The 19,767-nt window shown below is 72.0% G+C and carries 18 protein-coding genes and 1 riboswitch; of the genes, 11 read left to right on the top strand and 7 right to left on the bottom strand.

The features are described from left to right. Positions 1-53: 53 nt before the first annotated feature. From ACZ4WZ_RS26140 to def, 8 genes are all read left to right on the top strand, one after another. Positions 54-869 carry an SOS response-associated peptidase gene (locus ACZ4WZ_RS26140; RefSeq protein WP_467893947.1) on the top strand — a complete coding sequence of 272 codons (816 nt, stop codon included), beginning with the start codon at positions 54-56 and terminating at the stop codon, positions 867-869. Between the two features lie 105 nt (positions 870-974). Then, positions 975-1,625, top strand: a complete 651-nt coding sequence (locus ACZ4WZ_RS26135) for an alpha/beta hydrolase family protein (protein ID WP_467893946.1) — start codon at positions 975-977, stop codon at positions 1,623-1,625. 359 nt (positions 1,626-1,984) lie between these two features. Further along, on the top strand, positions 1,985-2,629 hold the full coding sequence (locus ACZ4WZ_RS26130; RefSeq protein ID WP_007266438.1) for a sigma-70 family RNA polymerase sigma factor: 645 nt from the start codon (positions 1,985-1,987) through the stop codon (positions 2,627-2,629). Beyond that, a complete protein-coding gene (gene rsrA, locus ACZ4WZ_RS26125) occupies positions 2,626-2,928 on the top strand; it encodes a mycothiol system anti-sigma-R factor (RefSeq protein ID WP_388933841.1) in 303 nt (100 codons plus the stop codon). Before ACZ4WZ_RS26130 ends, rsrA begins: the two co-directional genes overlap by 4 nt. A gap of 195 nt (positions 2,929-3,123) precedes the next feature. Further along, positions 3,124-4,599 (top strand): HD-GYP domain-containing protein, encoded by a 1,476-nt coding sequence (locus ACZ4WZ_RS26120; RefSeq protein ID WP_467893944.1) that lies wholly within the window; start codon positions 3,124-3,126, stop codon positions 4,597-4,599. Then, entirely contained in the window at positions 4,596-5,891 is a 1,296-nt protein-coding gene (locus tag ACZ4WZ_RS26115) for an HD-GYP domain-containing protein (RefSeq protein WP_467893942.1), read from the top strand. The genes ACZ4WZ_RS26120 and ACZ4WZ_RS26115 overlap by 4 nt, the downstream gene beginning before the upstream one ends. Positions 5,892-6,018: 127 nt before the next feature. After that, positions 6,019-7,014 (top strand): tetratricopeptide repeat protein, encoded by a 996-nt coding sequence (locus ACZ4WZ_RS26110; RefSeq protein WP_388933832.1) that lies wholly within the window; start codon positions 6,019-6,021, stop codon positions 7,012-7,014. Between the two features lie 58 nt (positions 7,015-7,072). After that, the gene (def, locus tag ACZ4WZ_RS26105; RefSeq protein ID WP_467893940.1) at positions 7,073-7,708 is read left to right on the top strand and encodes a peptide deformylase; all 636 of its coding nucleotides are present in this window, start codon (positions 7,073-7,075) and stop codon (positions 7,706-7,708) included. A 180-nt stretch (positions 7,709-7,888) separates the two neighbouring features. On the opposite strand, the gene ACZ4WZ_RS26100 is transcribed toward def, so the two are convergent. Beyond that, positions 7,889-8,857, bottom strand: coding sequence for a helix-turn-helix domain-containing protein (locus ACZ4WZ_RS26100; RefSeq protein ID WP_467893938.1), 969 nt, complete (start codon positions 8,855-8,857; stop codon positions 7,889-7,891). A gap of 81 nt (positions 8,858-8,938) precedes the next feature. On the opposite strand from ACZ4WZ_RS26100, the gene ACZ4WZ_RS26095 reads away from it, so the two are divergent. Further along, positions 8,939-9,160 (top strand): hypothetical protein, encoded by a 222-nt coding sequence (locus ACZ4WZ_RS26095; protein WP_467893937.1) that lies wholly within the window; start codon positions 8,939-8,941, stop codon positions 9,158-9,160. 118 nt (positions 9,161-9,278) lie between these two features. Further along, positions 9,279-10,229 (top strand): hypothetical protein, encoded by a 951-nt coding sequence (locus ACZ4WZ_RS26090; RefSeq protein WP_467893935.1) that lies wholly within the window; start codon positions 9,279-9,281, stop codon positions 10,227-10,229. A gap of 155 nt (positions 10,230-10,384) precedes the next feature. Here ACZ4WZ_RS26090 and ACZ4WZ_RS26085 read toward each other — a convergent pair whose 3' ends face one another. The 6 genes from ACZ4WZ_RS26085 to ACZ4WZ_RS26060 all read right to left on the bottom strand — a co-directional run bounded on the left by ACZ4WZ_RS26085 (position 10,385) and on the right by ACZ4WZ_RS26060 (position 18,048). Next, the gene (locus ACZ4WZ_RS26085; RefSeq protein ID WP_467893933.1) at positions 10,385-11,401 is read right to left on the bottom strand and encodes a ribonucleotide-diphosphate reductase subunit beta; all 1,017 of its coding nucleotides are present in this window, start codon (positions 11,399-11,401) and stop codon (positions 10,385-10,387) included. Next, positions 11,401-13,791: a ribonucleoside-diphosphate reductase subunit alpha gene (locus ACZ4WZ_RS26080; protein ID WP_467893932.1), complete on the bottom strand. Its 2,391-nt coding sequence runs from the start codon at positions 13,789-13,791 to the stop codon at positions 11,401-11,403. The genes ACZ4WZ_RS26085 and ACZ4WZ_RS26080 overlap by 1 nt, the downstream gene beginning before the upstream one ends. A 145-nt stretch (positions 13,792-13,936) precedes the next feature. Continuing rightward, positions 13,937-14,059, bottom strand: a riboswitch (cobalamin riboswitch). A gap of 51 nt (positions 14,060-14,110) precedes the next feature. Then, positions 14,111-14,608, bottom strand: a complete 498-nt coding sequence (locus ACZ4WZ_RS26075) for a GNAT family N-acetyltransferase (RefSeq protein ID WP_467893930.1) — start codon at positions 14,606-14,608, stop codon at positions 14,111-14,113. Positions 14,609-14,706: 98 nt separating this feature from the next. Further along, on the bottom strand, positions 14,707-14,904 hold the full coding sequence (locus ACZ4WZ_RS26070) for a CstA-like transporter-associated (seleno)protein (protein WP_467893929.1): 198 nt from the start codon (positions 14,902-14,904) through the stop codon (positions 14,707-14,709). Further along, positions 14,901-17,153: a carbon starvation CstA family protein gene (locus ACZ4WZ_RS26065; protein ID WP_467894076.1), complete on the bottom strand. Its 2,253-nt coding sequence runs from the start codon at positions 17,151-17,153 to the stop codon at positions 14,901-14,903. Before ACZ4WZ_RS26065 ends, ACZ4WZ_RS26070 begins: the two co-directional genes overlap by 4 nt. Positions 17,154-17,283: 130 nt before the next feature. Beyond that, the gene (locus tag ACZ4WZ_RS26060) at positions 17,284-18,048 is read right to left on the bottom strand and encodes a GntR family transcriptional regulator (protein ID WP_467894074.1); all 765 of its coding nucleotides are present in this window, start codon (positions 18,046-18,048) and stop codon (positions 17,284-17,286) included. A gap of 292 nt (positions 18,049-18,340) precedes the next feature. Between ACZ4WZ_RS26060 and ACZ4WZ_RS26055 the strand changes: the two genes are divergently transcribed. Further along, the gene (locus ACZ4WZ_RS26055; RefSeq protein WP_467893927.1) at positions 18,341-19,627 is read left to right on the top strand and encodes an extracellular solute-binding protein; all 1,287 of its coding nucleotides are present in this window, start codon (positions 18,341-18,343) and stop codon (positions 19,625-19,627) included. Positions 19,628-19,767: the final 140 nt, after the last annotated feature.

Genomic DNA, 19,767 nt, shown 5'->3' with positions numbered 1-19,767 from the left:
GGAGTGGCGGACTCCTTGCGGTCGGGTATCGGTGCCATGGCAGTGTGTCAGCCATGTGCGGAAGGTTTGCGGCGAGTCGGACGCCCCTGGAACTGGCGGGGATATTCGGGATCGAGCGGTGGGAGCCGAGCGAGACCCTGGCCCCCGACTGGAACGTGGCGCCGACGAAGGAGGTCCACGTCGTCCTCGACCGCCCCCTGAAGGACGCGCGGGACCCGCGTCCGGTTCGCCAGCTGCGGGTGCTGAAGTGGGGCCTGGTCCCGTCCTGGGCGCAGAACCCGGAGGGCGCGGCCCGGATGATCAACGCCCGGTCCGAGACCCTGCACGAGAAGCCCTCCTTCCGCCGGGCCTTCGCGCAGCGCCGCTGCATCGTCCCCGCCGACGGGTACTACGAGTGGGTCACCGCGCACGACGAGCGGCAGCTGGAGGTCGAGGGGAAGAAGAAGCGGGCCCGCAAACAGCCCTACTTCGTGCTCCCCGCCGACGGCTCGGTCTTCGCGATGGCCGGGATCTACGAGTTCTGGCGCGACGCGGCCCTGCCCCCCGACCACCCCCGGGCCTGGTGGGCCACCTGCTCGGTGATCACCACCGAGGCCGAGGCCGCACCCCTGGGGGTGGCGCCCGCCGAGGGACCGCGCTCGCTCTCCGAGATCCACCCCCGCATGCCGCTGATGCTGACCCCGGACCGCTGGGACGCCTGGCTGGACCCCGCCCGCACCGACGAGAACGGTCTGCGGGACCTGCTGGCGGCCCCGCCCGGCGGGCTGATGCGGGCGTACCCGGTGGCCACGGCTGTGAGCAACGTACGCAACAACGGGCCCGAACTCCTCGGGGAGCTGGAGGCGCCGGAGGAGGCCACCCTGTTCTAGGCCGCGTCGCCAGGACCCCGCCCGGCCCGGCGCTCCTGCCACGACACGCCCCCACCCGTGTCCCACCCGGCGGGGGAGGCCGCCCCCGCCCGGCAGGATGGGCCCATGAGCACGCGTACCGAGAGCGTCGGCACCCCGGCCGGCGAGGCCCGGATCACCTGGCACACCGCCCGCGCCGCCCGGCTGGTGCTGGCCCTGGGCCACGGCGCGGGCGGCGGCATCGAGGCCCGCGACCTCCAGGCCCTGGCCGCCGCCCTCCCCGCCCGGGGCGTCACCGTGGCCCTGGTCGAGCAGCCCTGGCGGGTCGCCGGGAAGAAGGTCGCCGCCGCGCCCAAGGTGCTGGACGAGGGCTGGCGGGCCCTGTGGCCGGCCCTGGAGCGGCCCGGGCTGCCCGTGGTGGCCGGCGGGCGCAGCGCGGGGGCCCGGGTGGCCTGCCGCACCGCCGCGGGCCTGGGTGCGGCCGGCGTGCTCGCGCTGGCCTTCCCGCTGCACCCGCCCGGCAAGCCGGAGAAGTCCCGCGCTGAGGAGCTGCTGGGCGCCGGACGGCCCGCGCTGGTGGTGCAGGGCGGCCGGGACCCCTTCGGACGGCCCGAGGAGTTCCCGCCGCCGGGCGCGGGGGACCCGTACGAGCTGGTGGAGGTGGCCTCCGGCGACCACGGTTTCGCCGTGCCGAAGAAGGGCGGCCCGACCCAGGAGGAGGCCCTGGAAGTGATCACCGGAGCGGTGGCCGCGTGGCTCGCCCGGCTCATCGGCTGAGCCCCGTTCCCGACCCGGGGGAGCGCGGCTGCGGTCCGGACCTGACAGATTCCGGGGTGACCCCGCTCACCCGGCCCCGGGCGGACCCCGCCGCATGCCGGAAACCCTTGGCGCACCAGGGAATGCCCTGCCCGGGCCGCCTGTTGTGGGGAGTGTCGGAACGCAGGGGAAAGACGTCGGAGGAGAGGGAGCGCATGACCCAGGTCATCAGCCAGAACCGTCCGCAGGCCGCTGACCTGGACTGGACGGTGCTGCCCGCCCCCAAGCGCGGCTCGCTTCGGGCGGCGGAGGGCCGGGATGGTCGACTATTCTCCGATTCGAGCGGATCCGCTTTCGGAGCCGCCACGCTGTCGGAGGAGGTGGGTCCTGTCGCTGGGACCGACGAAGGCCAGGCACAGGAGACGACCGCGGAGCGCAACGCGCGCTTCGAGCGGGACGCCCTCGGCTACCTCGACCAGATGTACTCCGCCGCACTGCGCATGACGCGCAACCCGGCCGACGCCGAGGACCTGGTCCAGGAGACCTACGCGAAGGCGTACGCGTCCTTCCACCAGTTCCGCGAGGGCACCAACCTCAAGGCGTGGCTCTACCGCATCCTGACCAACACGTTCATCAACTCCTACCGCAAGAAGCAGCGCGAGCCGCAGCGCAGTGCCGCCGAGGAGATCGAGGACTGGCAGCTCGCGCGTGCCGAGTCGCACATGTCGACCGGTTTGCGTTCCGCCGAATCGCAGGCGCTCGACCACCTGCCCGATTCGGACGTGAAGGAAGCGCTCCAGGCCATTCCGGAGGAGTTCCGCATCGCGGTCTATCTTGCCGACGTAGAGGGCTTTGCGTACAAGGAGATCGCGGACATCATGGGTACACCCATCGGAACGGTCATGTCGCGGCTGCACCGTGGGCGCCGTCAACTCCGCGGAATGCTGGAGGACTATGCCCGTGAGCGCGGGCTGGTTCCCGCCGGCGCGGGAGAGTCGAACGACCTGAAAGGCTCGGGCTCATGAGCTGCGGAGAGCCGCACGAGACGGAGTGCGCCGAGGTCCTGGACCATCTGTACGAGTTCCTGGACCACGAGATGCCCGACAGTGACTGCACGAAGTTCGAGACGCACTTCGGCGAATGCAATCCCTGTCTCGAGAAGTACGGCCTGGAGCAGGCCGTGAAGAAGCTGGTCAAGCGCTGCTGCGGATCGGACGACGTGCCGACCGACCTCCGCTCCAAGGTCATGGGACGGATCGAACTGATCCGTTCGGGCCAGGCCGTGCCCGAAGGCGACATCACCGCCGGACCCGCGACCGGCTGAACGGCCGGCATCCTTGCGCTGAACCGCCGCCCCCGGAACTCCACTTCGTTCACTCGAAGGGGCTAATCCGGGGGCGCCCGTACGGCGCGATACGAAAAGGGGCCCCGCTCGGTTCCGGGGCCGCCCTATTCTCCCCTCGCGGTACCGCTCCTGTCCGGTACCCGGTTTTCCCGGCCCCCGGGGGAGGAGAGCGCCATGCGGGTACTGCCCCCGGCGGCGCGCGCCTGCGTCCTGGCCGCCGTTCTCGCCGCCGCGGCCTGCGCCGCCCCCGCCCTCCTCGCGGGGGCCTCGACACCCTGGCCCGCCGTGGCCCTGCTGGCCCTCCTCTCCGTCGGCTGCGAGGGGGCGCGGGGCCTCCCCGTCCTGGGCCGCCGGGTCCCCGAGGGCATCGGCTCCTTCCTCCCGGTGGTGATGGCCGCCGTCTTCCTGCTGCCGCCCCCGGCCGCCGCGCTCGTCGCCCTGCCGGGCGGACTCGCCCAGAGCGTCGTCCAGCGGCCCGCCCGGGTGCGCCGGATCTGGCACGCCGCGCAGCAGGCGACGGCGGCGTGGGCGGCCGGGCAGGCCTACGGGCTCCTCGGCGGCCCGCAGGCCCTCACCGGCCGGGGCGGCGCGGGCGCCGGACCGCCCGGGGCGAACGGCCGGGACGCCGGCCCCACCGCCTGGGTGGTGGCCGACTTCCCGTACGTGTTGCTCCCCGCGGCCGTCGCGGCCGTCGTCTTCTGCCTGGTGCTCACCGCCCTCGACGGGGCCGTCCTGGCCGCCGCCGAACACCGGCCCGCCGCCACCGCCTGGCGCGGCACCGCCGCCTCCCTGGCCCCGTACTGCGTGCACGGGCTGGCCGGACTGATGATGGCGGTCATGTGGCGCAGCCCGTACGGGGTTCCGGCCGCGCTGCTCGTCCTGCTGCCGATGTACATCTCCTGCTGGGTCTTCGCCCAGTACCACCGCGAGAGCGCCGCGCACCGGGCCACGATCCGCGCCCTCGTCCAGGCCGTCGACATCAAGGACCGCTACACGCGCGGGCACAGCGAACGGGTCGGCCAGGCCTCCGCCATGATCGCCCGCGAGCTCGGCATGGGCGACGACCGCCTCGAGGTGGTGCGGATCGCCGGGATCCTGCACGACGTCGGCAAGCTGGGCGTGCCCACCCGGCTGCTGCGCAAGGACGGGCCCCTGACCCCGGAGGAGCGCAGGATCATCGAACTGCATCCCGAGTACGGACACGAGATGGTGCGGGGCATCGGATTCCTCGGGGAGGCCCGGTCCGCGATCCTGCACCACCACGAGCGGGTCGACGGCCGCGGGTACCCGTACGGGCTGAGCGGGGAGCAGATCCCGGTCCTGGCCCGCGTGGTGGCGGTGGCCGACTCCTTCGACGCGATGACCTCCACCCGCTCCTACAGCCGGGCCCGGCCGGTGGAGACCGCCCTGGCGGAGCTGGAGCGCTGCGCGGGCGCGCAGTTCGACCCGGCGATGGTGCGGGCCCTGGTCGCCGCCATCGGCCGGCACGGCTGGCACCCCGTCGTCACCTCGGACGCGGACCTCCAGGTCATCCCCGCCGCACCGGGCCCGCCACCGCCGGGGCCGGGCGGCACGCCGGCCTCGGGCGGTGCGCCGGCCGGGGATCCGCGGGCCGCCGATCCGGCCGGGCGGGCCGGGGGCGGCCGGTGAGGGCCCTCGCCGTCTGGGCGGTACGCGCCGCCGCCGGGCTGCTCGCGGCCGCCGGGCTGGGCCACACCCTGTGGACCGGTGTCGTCGAGCCCGGTACCGCCCTCGCCTTCGGCACGCTGGTCGCCCTCGGCGAACTCGCCCGACGCGACCCCCGCCCGGGCTCCGCGGGCCCCCCCACCGGGGGCGCCGGGCCCGCCGGGCCCCGACAGCCCGCACCGCTCGGCTCCGCCGGAGCCCTCGCGTACGCCCTGCTCGGACAGAACGCCGGGCACCCCACCCACCACGGGGTGCTCCAGACCGTCGCCGTCGTCGTCGCGGCCGCCCTCGCCGGGATCGTCCCGCACGTCGCCCGGGGCCACGGCCCGGCCCTGGACCACGTCGCCCGCCGGGTCCTCACCGTCGCCTTCGCCGCCGCCTGCTTCCAGCCGCTCCACCACTCCGGGCGGCTCGGCGACCGCCTGGGGCAGGGCCCGTACCTCGTCCTGTTCCTGCTGCTCCTGCTGGGCCTCACCGCCCTGTGCGACGCCGTGCTCGCCGCCGTGCCGGCCGGGGCCCGCACCGGGTGGCCGTACGGGCCCCTGCTCCGCGACGAGCTGCGCGCCCTGCCCGGCACCGGCTCGGCGATCTGCGCCACCGGGGTCGTGATGGCCCTCGGGGTGGCCGTGGCGGGCCTGTGGGCCCTGCCGGTCTTCTGCGTGCCGCTGCTGCTGACCCAGATGTCCCTCCACCGGATCACCGCCGTCCGCACCACCTACCGCCAGACCATCACCTCCCTCGCCCGGGCCACCGAGATCGCCGGGTACACCGCCCCCGGGCACGCCCGCCGGGTCGCCGCCCTGAGCTGCGAGGTCGGCCGCGAGCTGGGCCTGTCGGAACGGGAGCTCACGGTGCTGGAGTACGCCGCGCTGATGCACGACATCGGCCAGCTCTCGCTCGTCGACCCGGTCCCCGCCGGAGCCACCGCGGACCTGCCCGCCGCCGAAGCCCGCCGGATCGCCGAGCTGGGCGGTGAGGTGGCGCGCCAGACCGGGGTGCCGGCCGAGGTCGCGGTGATCGTGGAACGCCAGGCGGATCCGTACCGTGAGCAGCCCTTCGCCGCCCGGATCGTGCGCGCGGTCAACGCGTACGACGACCTCGCGGGCGGGAACCGTCACCCGGGCGGCTCACTGGCCGCCCTCGAACAGCTGCGCCTGGGCACCGGACGCGACTACCAGCCGGAGGTCGTGGAGTCCCTGGCGAGGGTTCTGGCCAGGGGAGGACGCGGCAGAGTCGTAGCCGTTCCGCCGGGGTAACCCATGGGTAATGAGCGGCTGTCCGAGCGGGCATGGTTGGATGCAGTAGGAGTGTCCGTGAGGGTGTGCGCAAGGCTGCACCTGTCCCCCAGCCACCGCTGGGGGTGCCCCCAAGCAGGCGGGAATCGTGAGGATCTTCGGGAAGGTACGGCATCGGCCCTCCGCTTCGTGGCGGCAGGCCACCGACCGCGCGTTCACGCTGATCGGCGACGGTCGGTACGAGGACGCGGGCGCGCTGCTGACCAGGGCTGCGGACCTGGAGCCCTGGCTGTCCGAGTCCTGGTTCAACCTGGCCCTGCTCCACAAGTTCCGGCACGACTGGGAGCAGGCCAGGGCGGCGGGGCTGCGCGCGGTGGCCCTGCTCGACCGGGAGACCGGCGCCCCGGACTGGTGGAACGTCGGGATCGCCGCGACCGCGCTCCAGGACTGGCCGCTGGCCCGCCGGGCCTGGCAGGCGTACGGCCTGAAGGTGCCCGGCGACCCGCACAGCACGGCGGGGACGGGCGAGCCGGTGGGCATGGAGCTCGGCAGCGCCGCCGTACGGCTGTCCCCCGAGGGCGAGGCCGAGGTCGTCTGGGGCCGCAGGCTCGATCCAGCCCGCATGGAGGTCCTGTCCATCCCGCTGCCCTCCTCCGGGCGGCGCTGGGGCGAGGTCGTCCTGCACGACGGGGTGCCGCACGGCGAGCGGGTCACCGCGGCCGGCCCCTCGTACCCGGTCTTCGACGAGATCGAGCTGTGGGCCCCCTCGCCGGTGCCCACCTGGGTGGTGCTGCTGGAGGCGGCCACCGAGGCCGACCGGGACGCCCTGGAGCAGCTGGCCTCGGACGCCGGCTTCGCCGCCGAGGACTGGTCCTCCTCGGTGCGGCTGCTGTGCCGGACCTGTTCGGAGAGCGAGATGCCGAGCGGCGAGGACAACGGCGACCACCTGGACCCGCACGACCACAGCGAACCGGGCCACCCCGGCCCGCTCGGCCACCGCACGGCCGGATCCGGCTCCCTGTGGGTCCCCGAGCGCGAATGCGGCATCGCGGCGCCGGCGGGCCTGGTGCGCGGGCTGCTCGACGGCTGGGTCGCCGACAGTCCGGACAGCCGGGAGTGGCGGGATCTCGAGGAAGTCTGCTGACCCAGGGCCGTAGGCTGTACGGGCACACCACGGACTTGAGGGAAGGCGTACGGCGGACATGGCGCAGCAGGAGAACCAGGTGACCCCGATCGACGACGAGGGCTACGTCGTGGACACCGAGGACTGTGAGGCGCGCGAGCTCGCCTACCGCGAGCGCGGTACGTCCCGCCCGATCACGGTGGTCGGCAACCCGGTGCTGCACCGCGAGTGCAAGGACGTCACGGAGTTCGGCGACGAGCTGGCGCAGCTGATCGACGACATGTTCGCCAGCCAGAAGACCGCCGAGGGCGTGGGCCTGGCCGCCAACCAGATCGGCGTCGACGCCAAGGTCTTCGTCTACGACTGCCCGGACGACGACGGCGTGCGCCACACCGGCGTGGTGGTCAACCCGAAGCTCGTCGAACTGCCGGCCGGCTCCCGCGTGCTGGACGACTCGAACGAGGGCTGCCTGTCGGTCCCGACCGCGTACGCCTCGCTGGCCCGCCCGGACTACGCCGAGGTCACCGGCCAGGACGCCCAGGGCAACCCGATCAAGGTCCGCGGCACGGGCTACTTCGCGCGCTGCCTCCAGCACGAGACCGACCACCTGTACGGGTACCTGTACATCGACCGCCTCTCGAAGCGCGACCGCAAGGACGCGCTGCGCCAGATGGCGGAGAACACCCCGCGCTATGAGATCGTCCCGAACGACTGATCCCGGCCGCGCGCCGCACACGGACGAAGGCCCCGCTCCGGTTCCGGAGCGGGGCCTTCGTGTGTGGGGGGTGCGGGGCGCGGCCGGCGTAACCGGATGACATCACCGCCGGCGGAGCGCGGCCAGAGCCGCGCCTCCGGAATGTCAAGTCATGAGCTATTACCGGCCGTTGGGCTGCGGTCAGGCCGCGGTGCGAGGCCCCCGGAAGGCGCGGCGGAAGGTGTTCGGGGTGGTGCCCAGGGTCCGCAGGAAGTGGTGGCGCAGGGCCGCCGCGGTTCCGAAGCCGCTGCGGCCCGCGATGGCGTCCACCGTGTCGTCCGTGGCCTCCAGCAACTCCTGCGCCAGCAGCACCCGCTGGCGCAGCACCCACTGGTAGGGGGTGGTCCCCGTCTCCTGGAGGAAGCGCCGGGCGAAGGTCCGGGGTGACATGCGGGCCCGCTCCGCCAGCCGCTCGACGGTGATCTCCTCGTCCAGGTGGCGGGCCATCCACCCGATCACCTCGCCGACCGTGTCGCAGGTGGTGCGGGGGAGCGGCCGCTGGATGAACTGGGCCTGGCCGCCGTCGCGGTGGGGCGGTACGACCATCCGCCGGGCGATGGCGTTGGCCACCTCGGCCCCGTGCTCCTGGCGGACCACGTGCAGGCAGGCGTCGATGCCCGAGGCGGTGCCGGCGGCGGTGATCACCGCCCCCTCGTCCACGTAGAGCACGTCCGGGTCGACCCGGGCCGCCGGGTAGCGGCGGACCAGCGCCGGGGCGTGCAACCAATGGGTGGTGCAGCGCCGCCCGTCCAGCAGCCCGGCCGCACCGAGCACGAAGGCGCCGCTGCACACGCTGAGCACCCGCGCCCCCCGGTCCACGGCCCGGCGCAGGGCGTCGAGGAAGGGCTCGGGGTAGTCCCGTACGGGCGCCCGCCGGTCGGCGGGCAGGCAGATCAGATCGGCCTCCTCCAGCCGCTCCAGCCCGTGCGCCGGTGCGATGGTGAAACCGACGTCCGCCATGGTCAGCGGCCCTTCCTCGGCCGCGCACACCGCGAAGTCGTACACGGGCAGTCCCTGCTCGCTCCGGTCGATCCCGAAGACCTCGCAGAAGATCCCGAACTCGAAGGGCGTCACTCCGTCGACGAGGGCCACCGCCACGTTCTTCAGCATGCACCCAGTGTGGCAGTAATTCGCTCTTCCATGACAGTCCTGCCACTGTCCGGCTCCGGCGATACCGACGATCTTTGAGCCATGAACACGTTCCTCGACTACCTGACCGTCCTCGCCGTGGCCGCCCTGCTCCTCGCCCCCGCCCTGTACGGGGCGCTGCACGAGCGCCGGACCGACCGGCAGCTCGCCGCGGCGGCCCGCCGGGATCCGGCGCCGCGCCGGGCGGCGTCCGGTCCCCGCCGGGCCGGAAACCGGGCCGGCACCCGCTCCGCCGCGTGGCGCCGGGGCACCGTCGCCCACTGAGCCCGGGCCCGCCCGCGCAGTCGGGGGGCCGCGTTCGACAGGGTCTCCCGGGCGGGCCAGCATGGAAGTGACGCACGCCGCGAACACGCCCAAGGGGAGGTAGGCGGAAGGATCCATCATGAAGCGCCGTATGCGCGTGGCCGCCGCCCTTCCCATGGCCTTCCCGCTGGCCTTGGTGTGCGCCCCAGGAGCCGTGGCGGACGGCGATGTCTCGATCACCTCCGCCGAGGCCTCCGGCACCATGACACCCGGTTCCAGGGGCAGCGTGAAGGTCGTCGTGATGAACACCAAGGCCCCTGGCGGCCAGGAGTCGTGCACGGAGATCAAGCTGGAGGGCGGGGGCGGCGGCGGCACCAGCTGCTTCAACCTCGGAATGCCCGGCACCTCCGTGACCCACGACGCCTTCGTCCAGGTCGAGAAGGACGCCAAGCCCGGCGCCAGGACGCTCACCGTGAGACTCCTGCCCCGCGCCGTCGGCGGGCTGGGCAGGGACATGAAGACCATCTCCGCCACCGTGGCGGCCGCGAAGCCCTCCTGTGACGCGGTCAAACTGCACGGCGCCGCCTTCCGGGTGGGCCATGCCGAGGGCCTCAAGGACGGCCGGGCCGACGGCTTCGCGGACTCGTACCGCCAGACCTACGACGACGCGTTCAAGAAGAAGCCGGGCCTCACGGCCGACCAGTGCCAGGAACTGGAGCTCAAGGCCTTCCAGGACGGATACGGCAAGGGCTACGAGGCCGGCTTCAAGGAGGGGCAGGTCAAGGGCGGCAAGGCGGGCGAGAAGGAGGGCGAGGAGGACCGCCGGAAGGGCAACGCCTCCCGCAACGTCACCATCCGCGACCTGGACGTCACGGCCACTCCGGCGAGCGGCGAGGCCGACTGCGCCCAGGGCGTCAAGTTCACCGCGATCCTGGTGGGCTTCGGCAGCGGCACCGTCCAGTACCACTGGGAGCGGGCCTCCGGAAAGGTGCCGGGGACCATCGAGTTCTCCGTCCCGCAGGGCGAGATCAAGAACGTGACCGACCAGGCGGCCGTTCCGGCCGGTGCGGCGACGGCCACCGTCACCTAGAAGATCGTGATCGACAACGGCCCCTCGCAGGGCAAGACCGCGCAGGCGACCGCCAATCTGACCTGCAAGGAGTAAGCGGGCCACCCCTCCGCCGGACAGCACGGCGGCCCCGCCGTGGAACCACGGGCGGGGCCGCCGCGGGCCGCGACCGCGGCCTAGAAGTCCTCGTCCAGGTCGACGGTGCCCTCCACCGCGACCTGGTAGGCCGACGGGCGGCGCTCGAAGAAGTTGGTCAGCTCCTGGACGCCCTGGAGCTCCATGAAGGAGAACGGGTTCTGCGAGCCGTACACCGGCGGGAAGCCGAGGCGGACCAGGCGCTGGTCGGCGACGCACTCCAGGTACTCGCGCATCGATTCGGTGTTCATGCCCGGCAGGCCGTCACCGCACAGGTCCCGGCCGAACTGCAGCTCCGCCTCGACGGCCTCCTTCAGCATGTCGGTGACCTGCTGCTGGAGGGCGTCGTCGAAGAGCTCCGGCTCCTCCTTGCGGACCGTGTCGATCACCTCGAAGGCGAAGCCCATGTGGGCGCTTTCATCACGGAACACCCAGTTGGTGCCCGTCGCCAGACCGTGCAGCAGGCCGCGCGAACGGAACCAGTACACGTACGCGAAGGCGCCGTAGAAGAACAGGCCCTCGATGCACGCGGCGAAGCAGATCAGGTTCAGCAGGAAACGGCGCCGGTCGGCGGCCGTCTCCAGCCGGTCGATCTTCTCGACCGAGTCCATCCACTTGAAGCAGAACTGCGCCTTCTCACGGATGGAGGGGATGTTCTCCACCGCGTCGAAGGCCGCCGCGCGGTCGTCGGGGTCGGGCAGGTAGGTGTCGAGCAGCGTCAGGTAGAACTGGACGTGCACGGCCTCCTCGAACAGCTGGCGCGACAGGTACAGGCGCGCCTCCGGGGAGTTGATGTGCTTGTACAGCGTCAGCACCAGGTTGTTCGCGACGATCGAGTCGCCCGTCGCGAAGAACGCCACCAGACGGCCGATCATGTGCTGCTCGGACGGCGTCAGCTTCGCCAGGTCGGCGACGTCGGAGTGGAGGTCGACCTCCTCCACCGTCCAGGTGTTCTTGATCGCGTCCCGGTAGCGCTCGTAGAAGTCCGGGTAGCGCATCGGACGCAGGGTCAGTTCGAAGCCCGGGTCGAGAAGGTTCTTCTGGTCGTTGGAGCTCATTACTGGCAGGCCTCGCAGGACTCGGGGTTCTCAAGGGAGCAGGCCAGCGCCTCGGCGTCGACGGCCTGCGGGAGGGGAGTGGCGGCGGCCGGGACGGCGGCGGCGCCGGACGCGGCGCGGGCGATCTTCGTCGCCGGGCGGGAGCGCAGGTAGTACGTGGTCTTCAGGCCCTGCTTCCAGGCGTACGCGTACATCGAGCTGAGCTTGCCGATGGTGGGCGTCTCCAGGAACAGGTTGAGCGACTGGCTCTGGTCCAGGTACGGGGTACGGGCCGCCGCCATGTCGATCAGGCCGCGCTGCGGGATCTCCCACGCCGTGCGGTACAGCTCGCGGATCTCCGCCGGGATCCAGCCGAAGCCCTGGACGGAGCCGGAGGAGTCGCGCAGCGCCTCCCGGGTCTGCGCGTCCCACACCCCGAGCTCCTTGAGGTCCTCCACCAGGTAGGCGTTGACCTGGAGGAACTCACCGCTGAGCGTCTCGCGCTTGAAGAGGTTGGAGACCTGCGGCTCGATGCACTCGTACACGCCCGCGATCGAGGCGATGGTGGCCGTCGGGGCGATGGCGAGGAGCAGCGAGTTGCGCATGCCGGTCTTCGCGATCCGGGCGCGCAGGGCGTCCCAGCGCTCGGGCCAGGTGGGCTCGACGTCGTAGTGGTCGGGGTGCAGGACGCCCTGCGCGGTACGGGTCTCGGCCCAGGCCGGGAGCGGGCCGCTGCGCTCGGCGAGGTCGCAGGAGGCCTCGTACGCGGCCAGCATGATCCGCTCGGAGATCCGTGTGGACAGGGCCTTCGCCTCGGCGGAGTCGAAGGGCAGGCGCAGCTTGAAGAAGACGTCCTGGAGGCCCATCGCGCCCAGGCCCACCGGACGCCACCTGGCGTTGGACCGGCCGGCCTGCTCGGTCGGGTAGAAGTTGATGTCGACGACGCGGTCGAGGAAGGTCACGGCCGTGCGGACGGTCTCGTCCAGGCGCTCCCAGTCCATCCGGCCGTCGACGACGAACGCGCCGAGGTTGACCGAGCCGAGGTTGCAGACGGCGGTCTCGCCGTCGTTGGTGACCTCGATGATCTCGGTGCAGAGGTTGGAGGAGTGGACGACGGTGCCGGGGAGCGCGGTCTGGTTCGCGGTCCGGTTCGAGGCGTCCTTGAAGGTCATCCAGCCCTGGCCGGTCTGCGCGAGGGTGCGCATCATGCGGCCGTACAGGTCGCGGGCCGGCATGGTCTTCTTCGCGAGGCCCGCCGCCTCCGCCTTGAGGTAGGCGGCGTCGAACTCCTCGCCGTACAGGTCCACCAGCTCGGGGACGTCGGCCGGGGAGAACAGCGACCAGTCGGCGTCGGCGTTCACACGGCGCATGAACTCGTCCGGGATCCAGTGCGCCAGGTTGAGGTTGTGCGTGCGGCGCTGGTCCTCGCCGGTGTTGTCGCGCAGCTCCAGGAACTCCTCGATGTCCGCGTGCCAGGTCTCCAGGTAGACGGCCGCGGCACCCTTGCGGCGCCCGCCCTGGTTCACGGCGGCGACGGAGGCGTCGAGGGTCTTCAGGAACGGCACGATGCCGTTGGAGTGGCCGTTGGTGCCGCGGATCAGCGAACCGCGGGCGCGGATGCGGGAGTACGAGAGGCCGATGCCGCCGGCGTGCTTGGAGAGGCGGGCCACCTGGTGGTAGCGGTCGTAGATCGAGTCCAGCTCGTCCAGCGGGGAGTCCAGCAGGTAGCAGGAGGACATCTGCGGGTGGCGGGTGCCGGAGTTGAAGAGCGTGGGGGAGGACGGCAGGTAGTCGAGGCGGCTCATCAGCCGGTAGAGCGAGGCCACTTCCTCGACGGCCTGGACGCTCTCGTCCTCCGCGAGACCGCAGGCCACGCGCAGCATGAAGTACTGCGGGGTCTCGATCACCTGGCGGGTGTGCGGGTGCCGCAGCAGGTAGCGGCTGTGCAGGGTGCGCAGGCCGAAGAAGCCGAAGCGGTCGTCCGCGCCCTCGGCGAGCGCGTGCTCGACCAGCGCGTTCAGCCGGCCGGCGTGGGCGGCGACGAACGCGGCGGTCCGGTCGGCGATCAGGCCCTCGCGGTGGCCGACGGCGACCGACTCGGCGAAGGAGGTGGCGCCCTGGCCGGCGGCCTCGTCGGCCACGGCCAGCGTCAGCAGGCGGGCGGCGAGGCGGGAGTAGGCCGGGTCCTCGGAGATCAGGCCCGCCGCGGCCTCGGTGGCCAGCCCGCGCAGCTCGGCCTCGTCGGCCGCGGAGCTGCGTCCGCGCAGCGCGGCGGCGGCGACCCGGCCGGGGTCGGTGTCGGGGAGGTCGGCGGTCAGCTCGGTGAGAGTACGCAGCAGCGCGGCCCCCGGGCCTTCGGTGGTGTCGCCAGAAACGGACTCGGCGCGCGGTGCGGAAGGCGCGATGGTCACGGCGGGAGCTCTCCCTCGCTCGGCCCGGTCGTCGGCGGATCGGGGCAGGGGGAGGCGCGTGCGGGCGCGACGGGATCGCGTACTCACCGCACGGCGTCCACCGGCCCAACCGCGAAGCCCGGACGTGTCGGCACCCGGTTCGGTCGACCCGGGCGCACTGTCGGCAGGTCCTCGGACTGCGGTGACACCAATGGGTGCACTTCATACCGTTGCGGGACAGTTCCGGATTCGCACCGGATTCCCCTGCGACGACAGCGAGCACGAGCATACATGTGGGGGGCCATCCTTGCGCGACCCCCCACATGTTGTGTCGGTATGGCTACAGCTCCAGACGGTAGGTCAGCAGCTTCAGGGCCGGGATCGGCGACCAGTCGAGATCCGGAGTGCGTACGAAACCCAGCCGTTCGTAGATCCGCTGGGCGCCTGTCATCGCCGGCTGGGTGGACAGGACCAGGGCCGTGACCCCCTCCAGGGCCCGCGCCCGCTCCGCGCAGGCCCGTACGAGGGCCTCCCCGACGCCCTTCCCGCGCGCCTCGGGAGCCACCGCGAGCATGCGGAACTCGGCCTCGTGCGGCCCGGCCACGTCCGCGAGCCGGCTCCCGGGTGCGGCGAAGGTCACGCCGCCGAGCACCCGGCCGTCCTGCGCGGCGACGAGCACATCGCCCTCGCCCGCCCGGCCGGCGACGTCGCGCAGGACGTTGAGGTAGGTGTCGTCGTCGTTCAGGTCCAGCAGCCCGTCACCGGTGTAGGCCAGCCCTGTGATCTCCCCGAGCCGCTCGTACTCGTCGGTGCGTGCCGTTCTGATCTCCAAGTCCATGCCATCGAGTGTGCGCGACCCGCGCCGGTGCGCCGAAGGGCCCACACGTCGAAGGGCCCCGCCGGTGGGGCGGGGCCCTTCGTGCCCGCGGTACGGGCTCAGCAGCAGCGGAAGCCCTCGCGCGGGTCCGCCTCGCGGGCGTCGGTACGGGCCCGCTCGAAGGCGCGCCGGGTCAGGACCTCGGCGTCCGGGTCGTGCGAGCGGGCGTGCGCGACGTAGCGGTCGTACGCGGCCTCGCCGGAGAACTCCCGTACGAAGAACCGCGCCTTCGCCAGCGCCCCGCGCACCCGGCTCACGCGACCGGTTCCTTGGCCGGGCTGCCGCGCCCGTCGAGGCCGGCGGCCGCGAGCTCGGCCTTCTCCTCGGCCGTGGCGATGAGCCCGGCCGGGGCGATGATCTTCGACTCGCTCCACGGCACCTCGGAGAGGCGGACGGACTCGGGGTGGGCGATGGCCTTGAGGCAGGTCCGGGCCGCGTCCGCCAGCACGATGATGATCAGGACCGCGAACAGCGCCGACAGGACCCCGTCGACCGTCGCGTTGGTGACCACGGTGTGCATGTCGTCCATGTTCTTGGCCGGCGGGAGCACCTTCCCGGCGTCGATGCCGGTCTGGTACTTGTCGCGCTGCGCGAAGAAACCGACCTTCACGTCGTCGGAGAAGACCTTCTGGTAGCTCGCCGTGAGGGTGACGGCCACGTCCCAGGCCAGCGGAACGGCGGTGACCCAGGCCCACTTGAGCCGCCCGGACTTGACCAGCAGCGTGGTGCAGACGGCCAGCGCGACCGCCGCGAGCAGCTGGTTCGCGATGCCGAACAGCGGGAAGAGCTGGTTGATGCCGCCCAGCGGGTCCTTCACGCCGACCCACAGGAAGTAGCCCCAGCCGCCGACCACGACGGCGCTCGCGAGCCACACGCCCGGCTTCCAGCTGACGTTCTTGAAGGACTTGTGGACGTTGCCGAGGGTGTCCTGGAGCATGAACCGGCCGACGCGGGTGCCCGCGTCGACGGTGGTCAGGATGAACAGGGCCTCGAACATGATGGCGAAGTGGTACCAGAAGGCCTTCATCGCGGTGCCGCCGACCACCGCCGAGAAGATCTCCGACATGCCGAGCGCGAAGGTCGGCGCACCGCCCGTACGGGACAGCAGGCTGGCCTCCTCCACGTCCTTCGCGGCCTGAGCGAGGGCGTCCGGGCTGATGGCGAAGCCGAGGTTGGTCACCGCCTCCGAGGCGCTCTGGACGGTGGTGCCGACCACGCCGCCGGGGGAGTTGACCGCGAAGAACAGGCCGGGCTCGATGATGCACGCCGCGATCACCGCCATGACGGCGACGAAGGACTCGGTCAGCATGGCGCCGTAGCCGATGATCCGGACCTGGGTCTCCTTCTGGATCATCTTCGGGGTGGTGCCCGAGGCGACCAGCGAGTGGAACCCGGACAGGGCCCCGCAGGCGATGGTGATGAAGACGAAGGGGAACATCGCCCCGGCGAAGACCGGGCCGTCGCCGCGCGAGGCGAAGTCGGTGACCGAGGGCATCTTCAGCGTCGGCATCGCGAGGACCACGCCGATCGCCATCAGCGCGATGGTGCCCACCTTCATGAAGGTGGACAGGTAGTCGCGGGGCGCGAGCAGCAGCCACACCGGCAGCACCGAGGCGACGAAGCCGTACACGACCATCCAGATGACCAGCGTCTCCTTCTCCAGGGTGAAGGTGTCCGCCCAGGAGGACTCGGCGACCCAGCCGCCGGCGACGATCGCGAGCAGCAGCAGCGCGACGCCGATGAAGGAGACCTCGGTGACCCGGCCCGGGCGCAGGACGCGCAGGTAGACGCCCATGAAGAGGGCGATCGGGATGGTCATGCCGATGGAGAAGACACCCCAGGGGGAGTGCGCCAGCGCGTTGACGATGACCAGCGCGAGCACCGCCAGCAGGATGACCATGATGACGAACACGGCTATCAGGGCGGCGGCCCCGCCGACGGGGCCGATCTCGTCCCGGGCCATCTGGCCGAGCGAACGGCCGTCGCGCCGCGTGGAGAAGAACAGGGTCACCATGTCCTGGACGGCGCCGGCGAAGATGACGCCCGCGACGATCCAGATGGTGCCCGGCAGGTAGCCCATCTGCGCGGCGAGGACCGGGCCGACCAGGGGGCCGGCGCCGGCGACGGCGGCGAAGTGGTGGCCGAAGAGCACGCGCCGGTCGGTGGGATGGAAGTCGACACCGTTGTCGAGGCGTTCGGCGGGGGTGGCCCGCGTCTTGTCGACCTTCAGTACGCGGTCGGCGATGAACCGCGCGTAGAAGCGGTAGGCGATGGCGTACGAGCCCAGCGCGGCGGCGAGCAGCCAGGCGGCGGAGATCTCCTCACCCCGGGAGAGCGCCAGCACGCCCCACCCGAGGGCGCCGACGAGGGCCACGCCCACCCAGATCGCCACGGACCGCGGAGAGGGCCTTCCCGAGGGCGAGGGCGAGCCCGTGCCGGGGCCCGGACCCGCCGCTCCTCCCGCTGTCGGAGCCCCGTCCGTACCTGTTGCTTCCGGTTCCGGCATGATCCTCGTCCCCTCGTTGATCATCTGCGTGAGCGCAGGGAATCTACGGGGGTCCCACCCGTGGATGTAAGCCCCCGTCCGCATAGCGGTACGAGCGTCCACCCCAGGTGGAAGGGCAGTCAACCAGTGATCACGTGACAGGTCGCTGGAGACGGGCAACGAACTTGTAACGGTCGCCGCGATATACCGATCGCACCCATTCGACCGGTTCTCCGTCGGCGTCGAGGGAGTGGCGCGAGAGCATCAGCATCGGCAGGCCCACGTCCGTGCCGAGCAGTCCCGCCTCGCGCGGGGTCGCCAGGGAGGTCTCGATGGTCTCCTCGGCTTCCGCGAGGCGGACGTCGTACACCTCCGCGAGGGCGGTGTAGAGCGAGGTGTACTTGGCGAGGGAACGGCGCAGCGCCGGGAAGCGCTTGGCCGACAGGTGGGTGGTCTCGATGGCCATCGGCTCGCCGCTCGCCAGGCGCAGCCGCTCGATGCGCAGCACGCGTCCGCCGGTGGTGATCTTCAGCAGGCCCGCGAGGGTGTCGTCGGCGGTGACGTACCCGATGTCCAGGAGCTGCGAGGTGGGTTCCAGCCCCTGGGCCCGCATGTCCTCGGTGTAGGAGGAGAGTTGGAGCGGCTGTGAGACCTTGGGCTTGGCGACGAAGGTGCCCTTGCCCTGGATGCGCTCCAGCCGGCCCTCGACGACGAGCTCCTGCAGGGCCTGCCGGACGGTGGTGCGGGAGGTGTCGAACTCGGCCGCGAGCGTGCGCTCCGGCGGCACCGGAGTCCCGGGGGGCAGCGTTTCGGTCATGTCGAGCAAGTGCCGCTTGAGTCGGTAGTACTTGGGCACACGCGCCGTTCGAGTGGCCGGCCCGCCTTCCGGCTCCGTGGTCGCCCCTTCGGTGGCCATCGCCGCCCGCCTTCCCGACTCCAGTTTCGCTGCCGTCACCGGCTCCTCCGATATGTGCGGTCACATGGTGACACGGGTGGGAGGGCAGGCCTCCTCCCCGCCCCGAGGTGTCGGTCCGATAACGGACCGAGCACCCGCTCATTAGACCCTTGACACCCCTAAAGGTCTAGGCCAAGCTCCCGGTACTGGTCTAAACCAATATGGATCAGATCCCGGCCCCACGGCAGTACTTGGTACGTACGTCACCGCGGCGGGCGAGGGAAGGTGCAGCAGCATCCCTGAGGAGGGTGGCGTGAAGCGCAAGCTCATTGCGGCGGTCGGTGTCGTGGGCATGATGGTCGGAGTCGCGGCGTGCGGCAATGGCGGCGACGACAAGCCGAACGCCGACGCGTCGGGTGGCGCCAAGGAGATCACCGTCTGGGTGATGGACGGCTCCGCACCCAAGGCGTGGATCGAGCAGGTCAACAAGGAGTTCTCGGCCAAGCACCCCGGTGTCACGGTCAAGGTCGAGGAGCAGAAGTGGACGGGCATCCAGGAGAAGGTCACCACGGCCCTCTCCGAGAACACCCCTCCGGACGTCCTTGAGCTCGGCAACACCCAGACCGCCGGCTACGCGGTCACCGGCGGCCTCGCCGACCTGACGAAGGACAAGGCCAAGCTCGGCGCCGACGCCTGGCAGAAGAGCATGCTCGCCTCCGCCGAGGTCGACGGCAAGCTCTACTCCGCCCCCTGGTACGCCGCCAGCCGCGTCGTCGTCTACGACAAGAAGGCCTACGAGAAGGCCGGCGTCACCCCGCCGAAGACCCGCGACGAGTGGATCGCCGGTCTGGAGAAGCTGAAGGCGTCCGACCCCTCCGCGCAGCCGATCTACCTCCCCGGCCAGAGCTGGTACGTCCTCGCCGGCTTCATCTGGGACGAGGGCGGCGACCTCGCCGTCAAGGACGGCGCCAAGTGGAAGGGCCAGCTGGGCACCCCGCAGGCCGCCTCCGCGATGGACTTCTACAAGAAGCTCCAGTCCTTCTCCACCGCCCCCAAGGACAAGGACGAGGCCACCCCGCAGCAGTCCACCGACATCGTCCCCAAGGGCGGCGTCTCCTCCTGGATCGGCCTCGGCTGGGAGGCCGGCGGTGCCGAGAAGGCCCTGAAGGACGCGGGCAAGGAAGCCGACTTCGGCTACTTCCCGATCCCGGGCAAGACGGCCGACAAGTCCGGCACCGTCTTCCTCGGCGGCTCGAACCTCGCCGTGGCCGAGCGCTCCAAGAACAAGGAGCTCGCCAAGGAGTGGCTGGCCCTCGCCACCGGCAAGGACCAGATGACCAAGTACGCGGCCGAGGTCAAGGGCGCGCTGCTGCCGAACCAGGTCGGCGCGAACTTCACCCCGGCCGCCGGCTCCTTCGCCGAGGCCATGGCCAAGGCCGGCCTCAACGGCAAGATCACCCCGGTGACCGCGGGCTGGGCCAACGTCGAGACCGAGCCGAACCCGATCAAGGAGTTCATGACCAAGGTCCTGAAGGGTGAGGACGCCGCCAAGGCGGGCGCGGACGCGGACAAGGAAATCGCGAACCGCATCAACAAGTAACAACGGCCCCACCCGGCAGTACCCGCACAGCCCAGCAGTGTGAACGCACCGGGGGGGGGGGGGGGGGGGGGGGGGGGGGGGGGGGGGGGGGGGGGGGGGGGGGGGGGGGGGGGGGGGGGGGGGGGGGGGGGGGGGGGGGG

It is taken from the genome of Streptomyces sp. NPDC029122 (assembly GCF_055569445.1).
The sequence above is the reverse complement of the archived record's forward strand: the minus strand, read 5'-3'. Positions and strand labels throughout refer to the sequence as shown.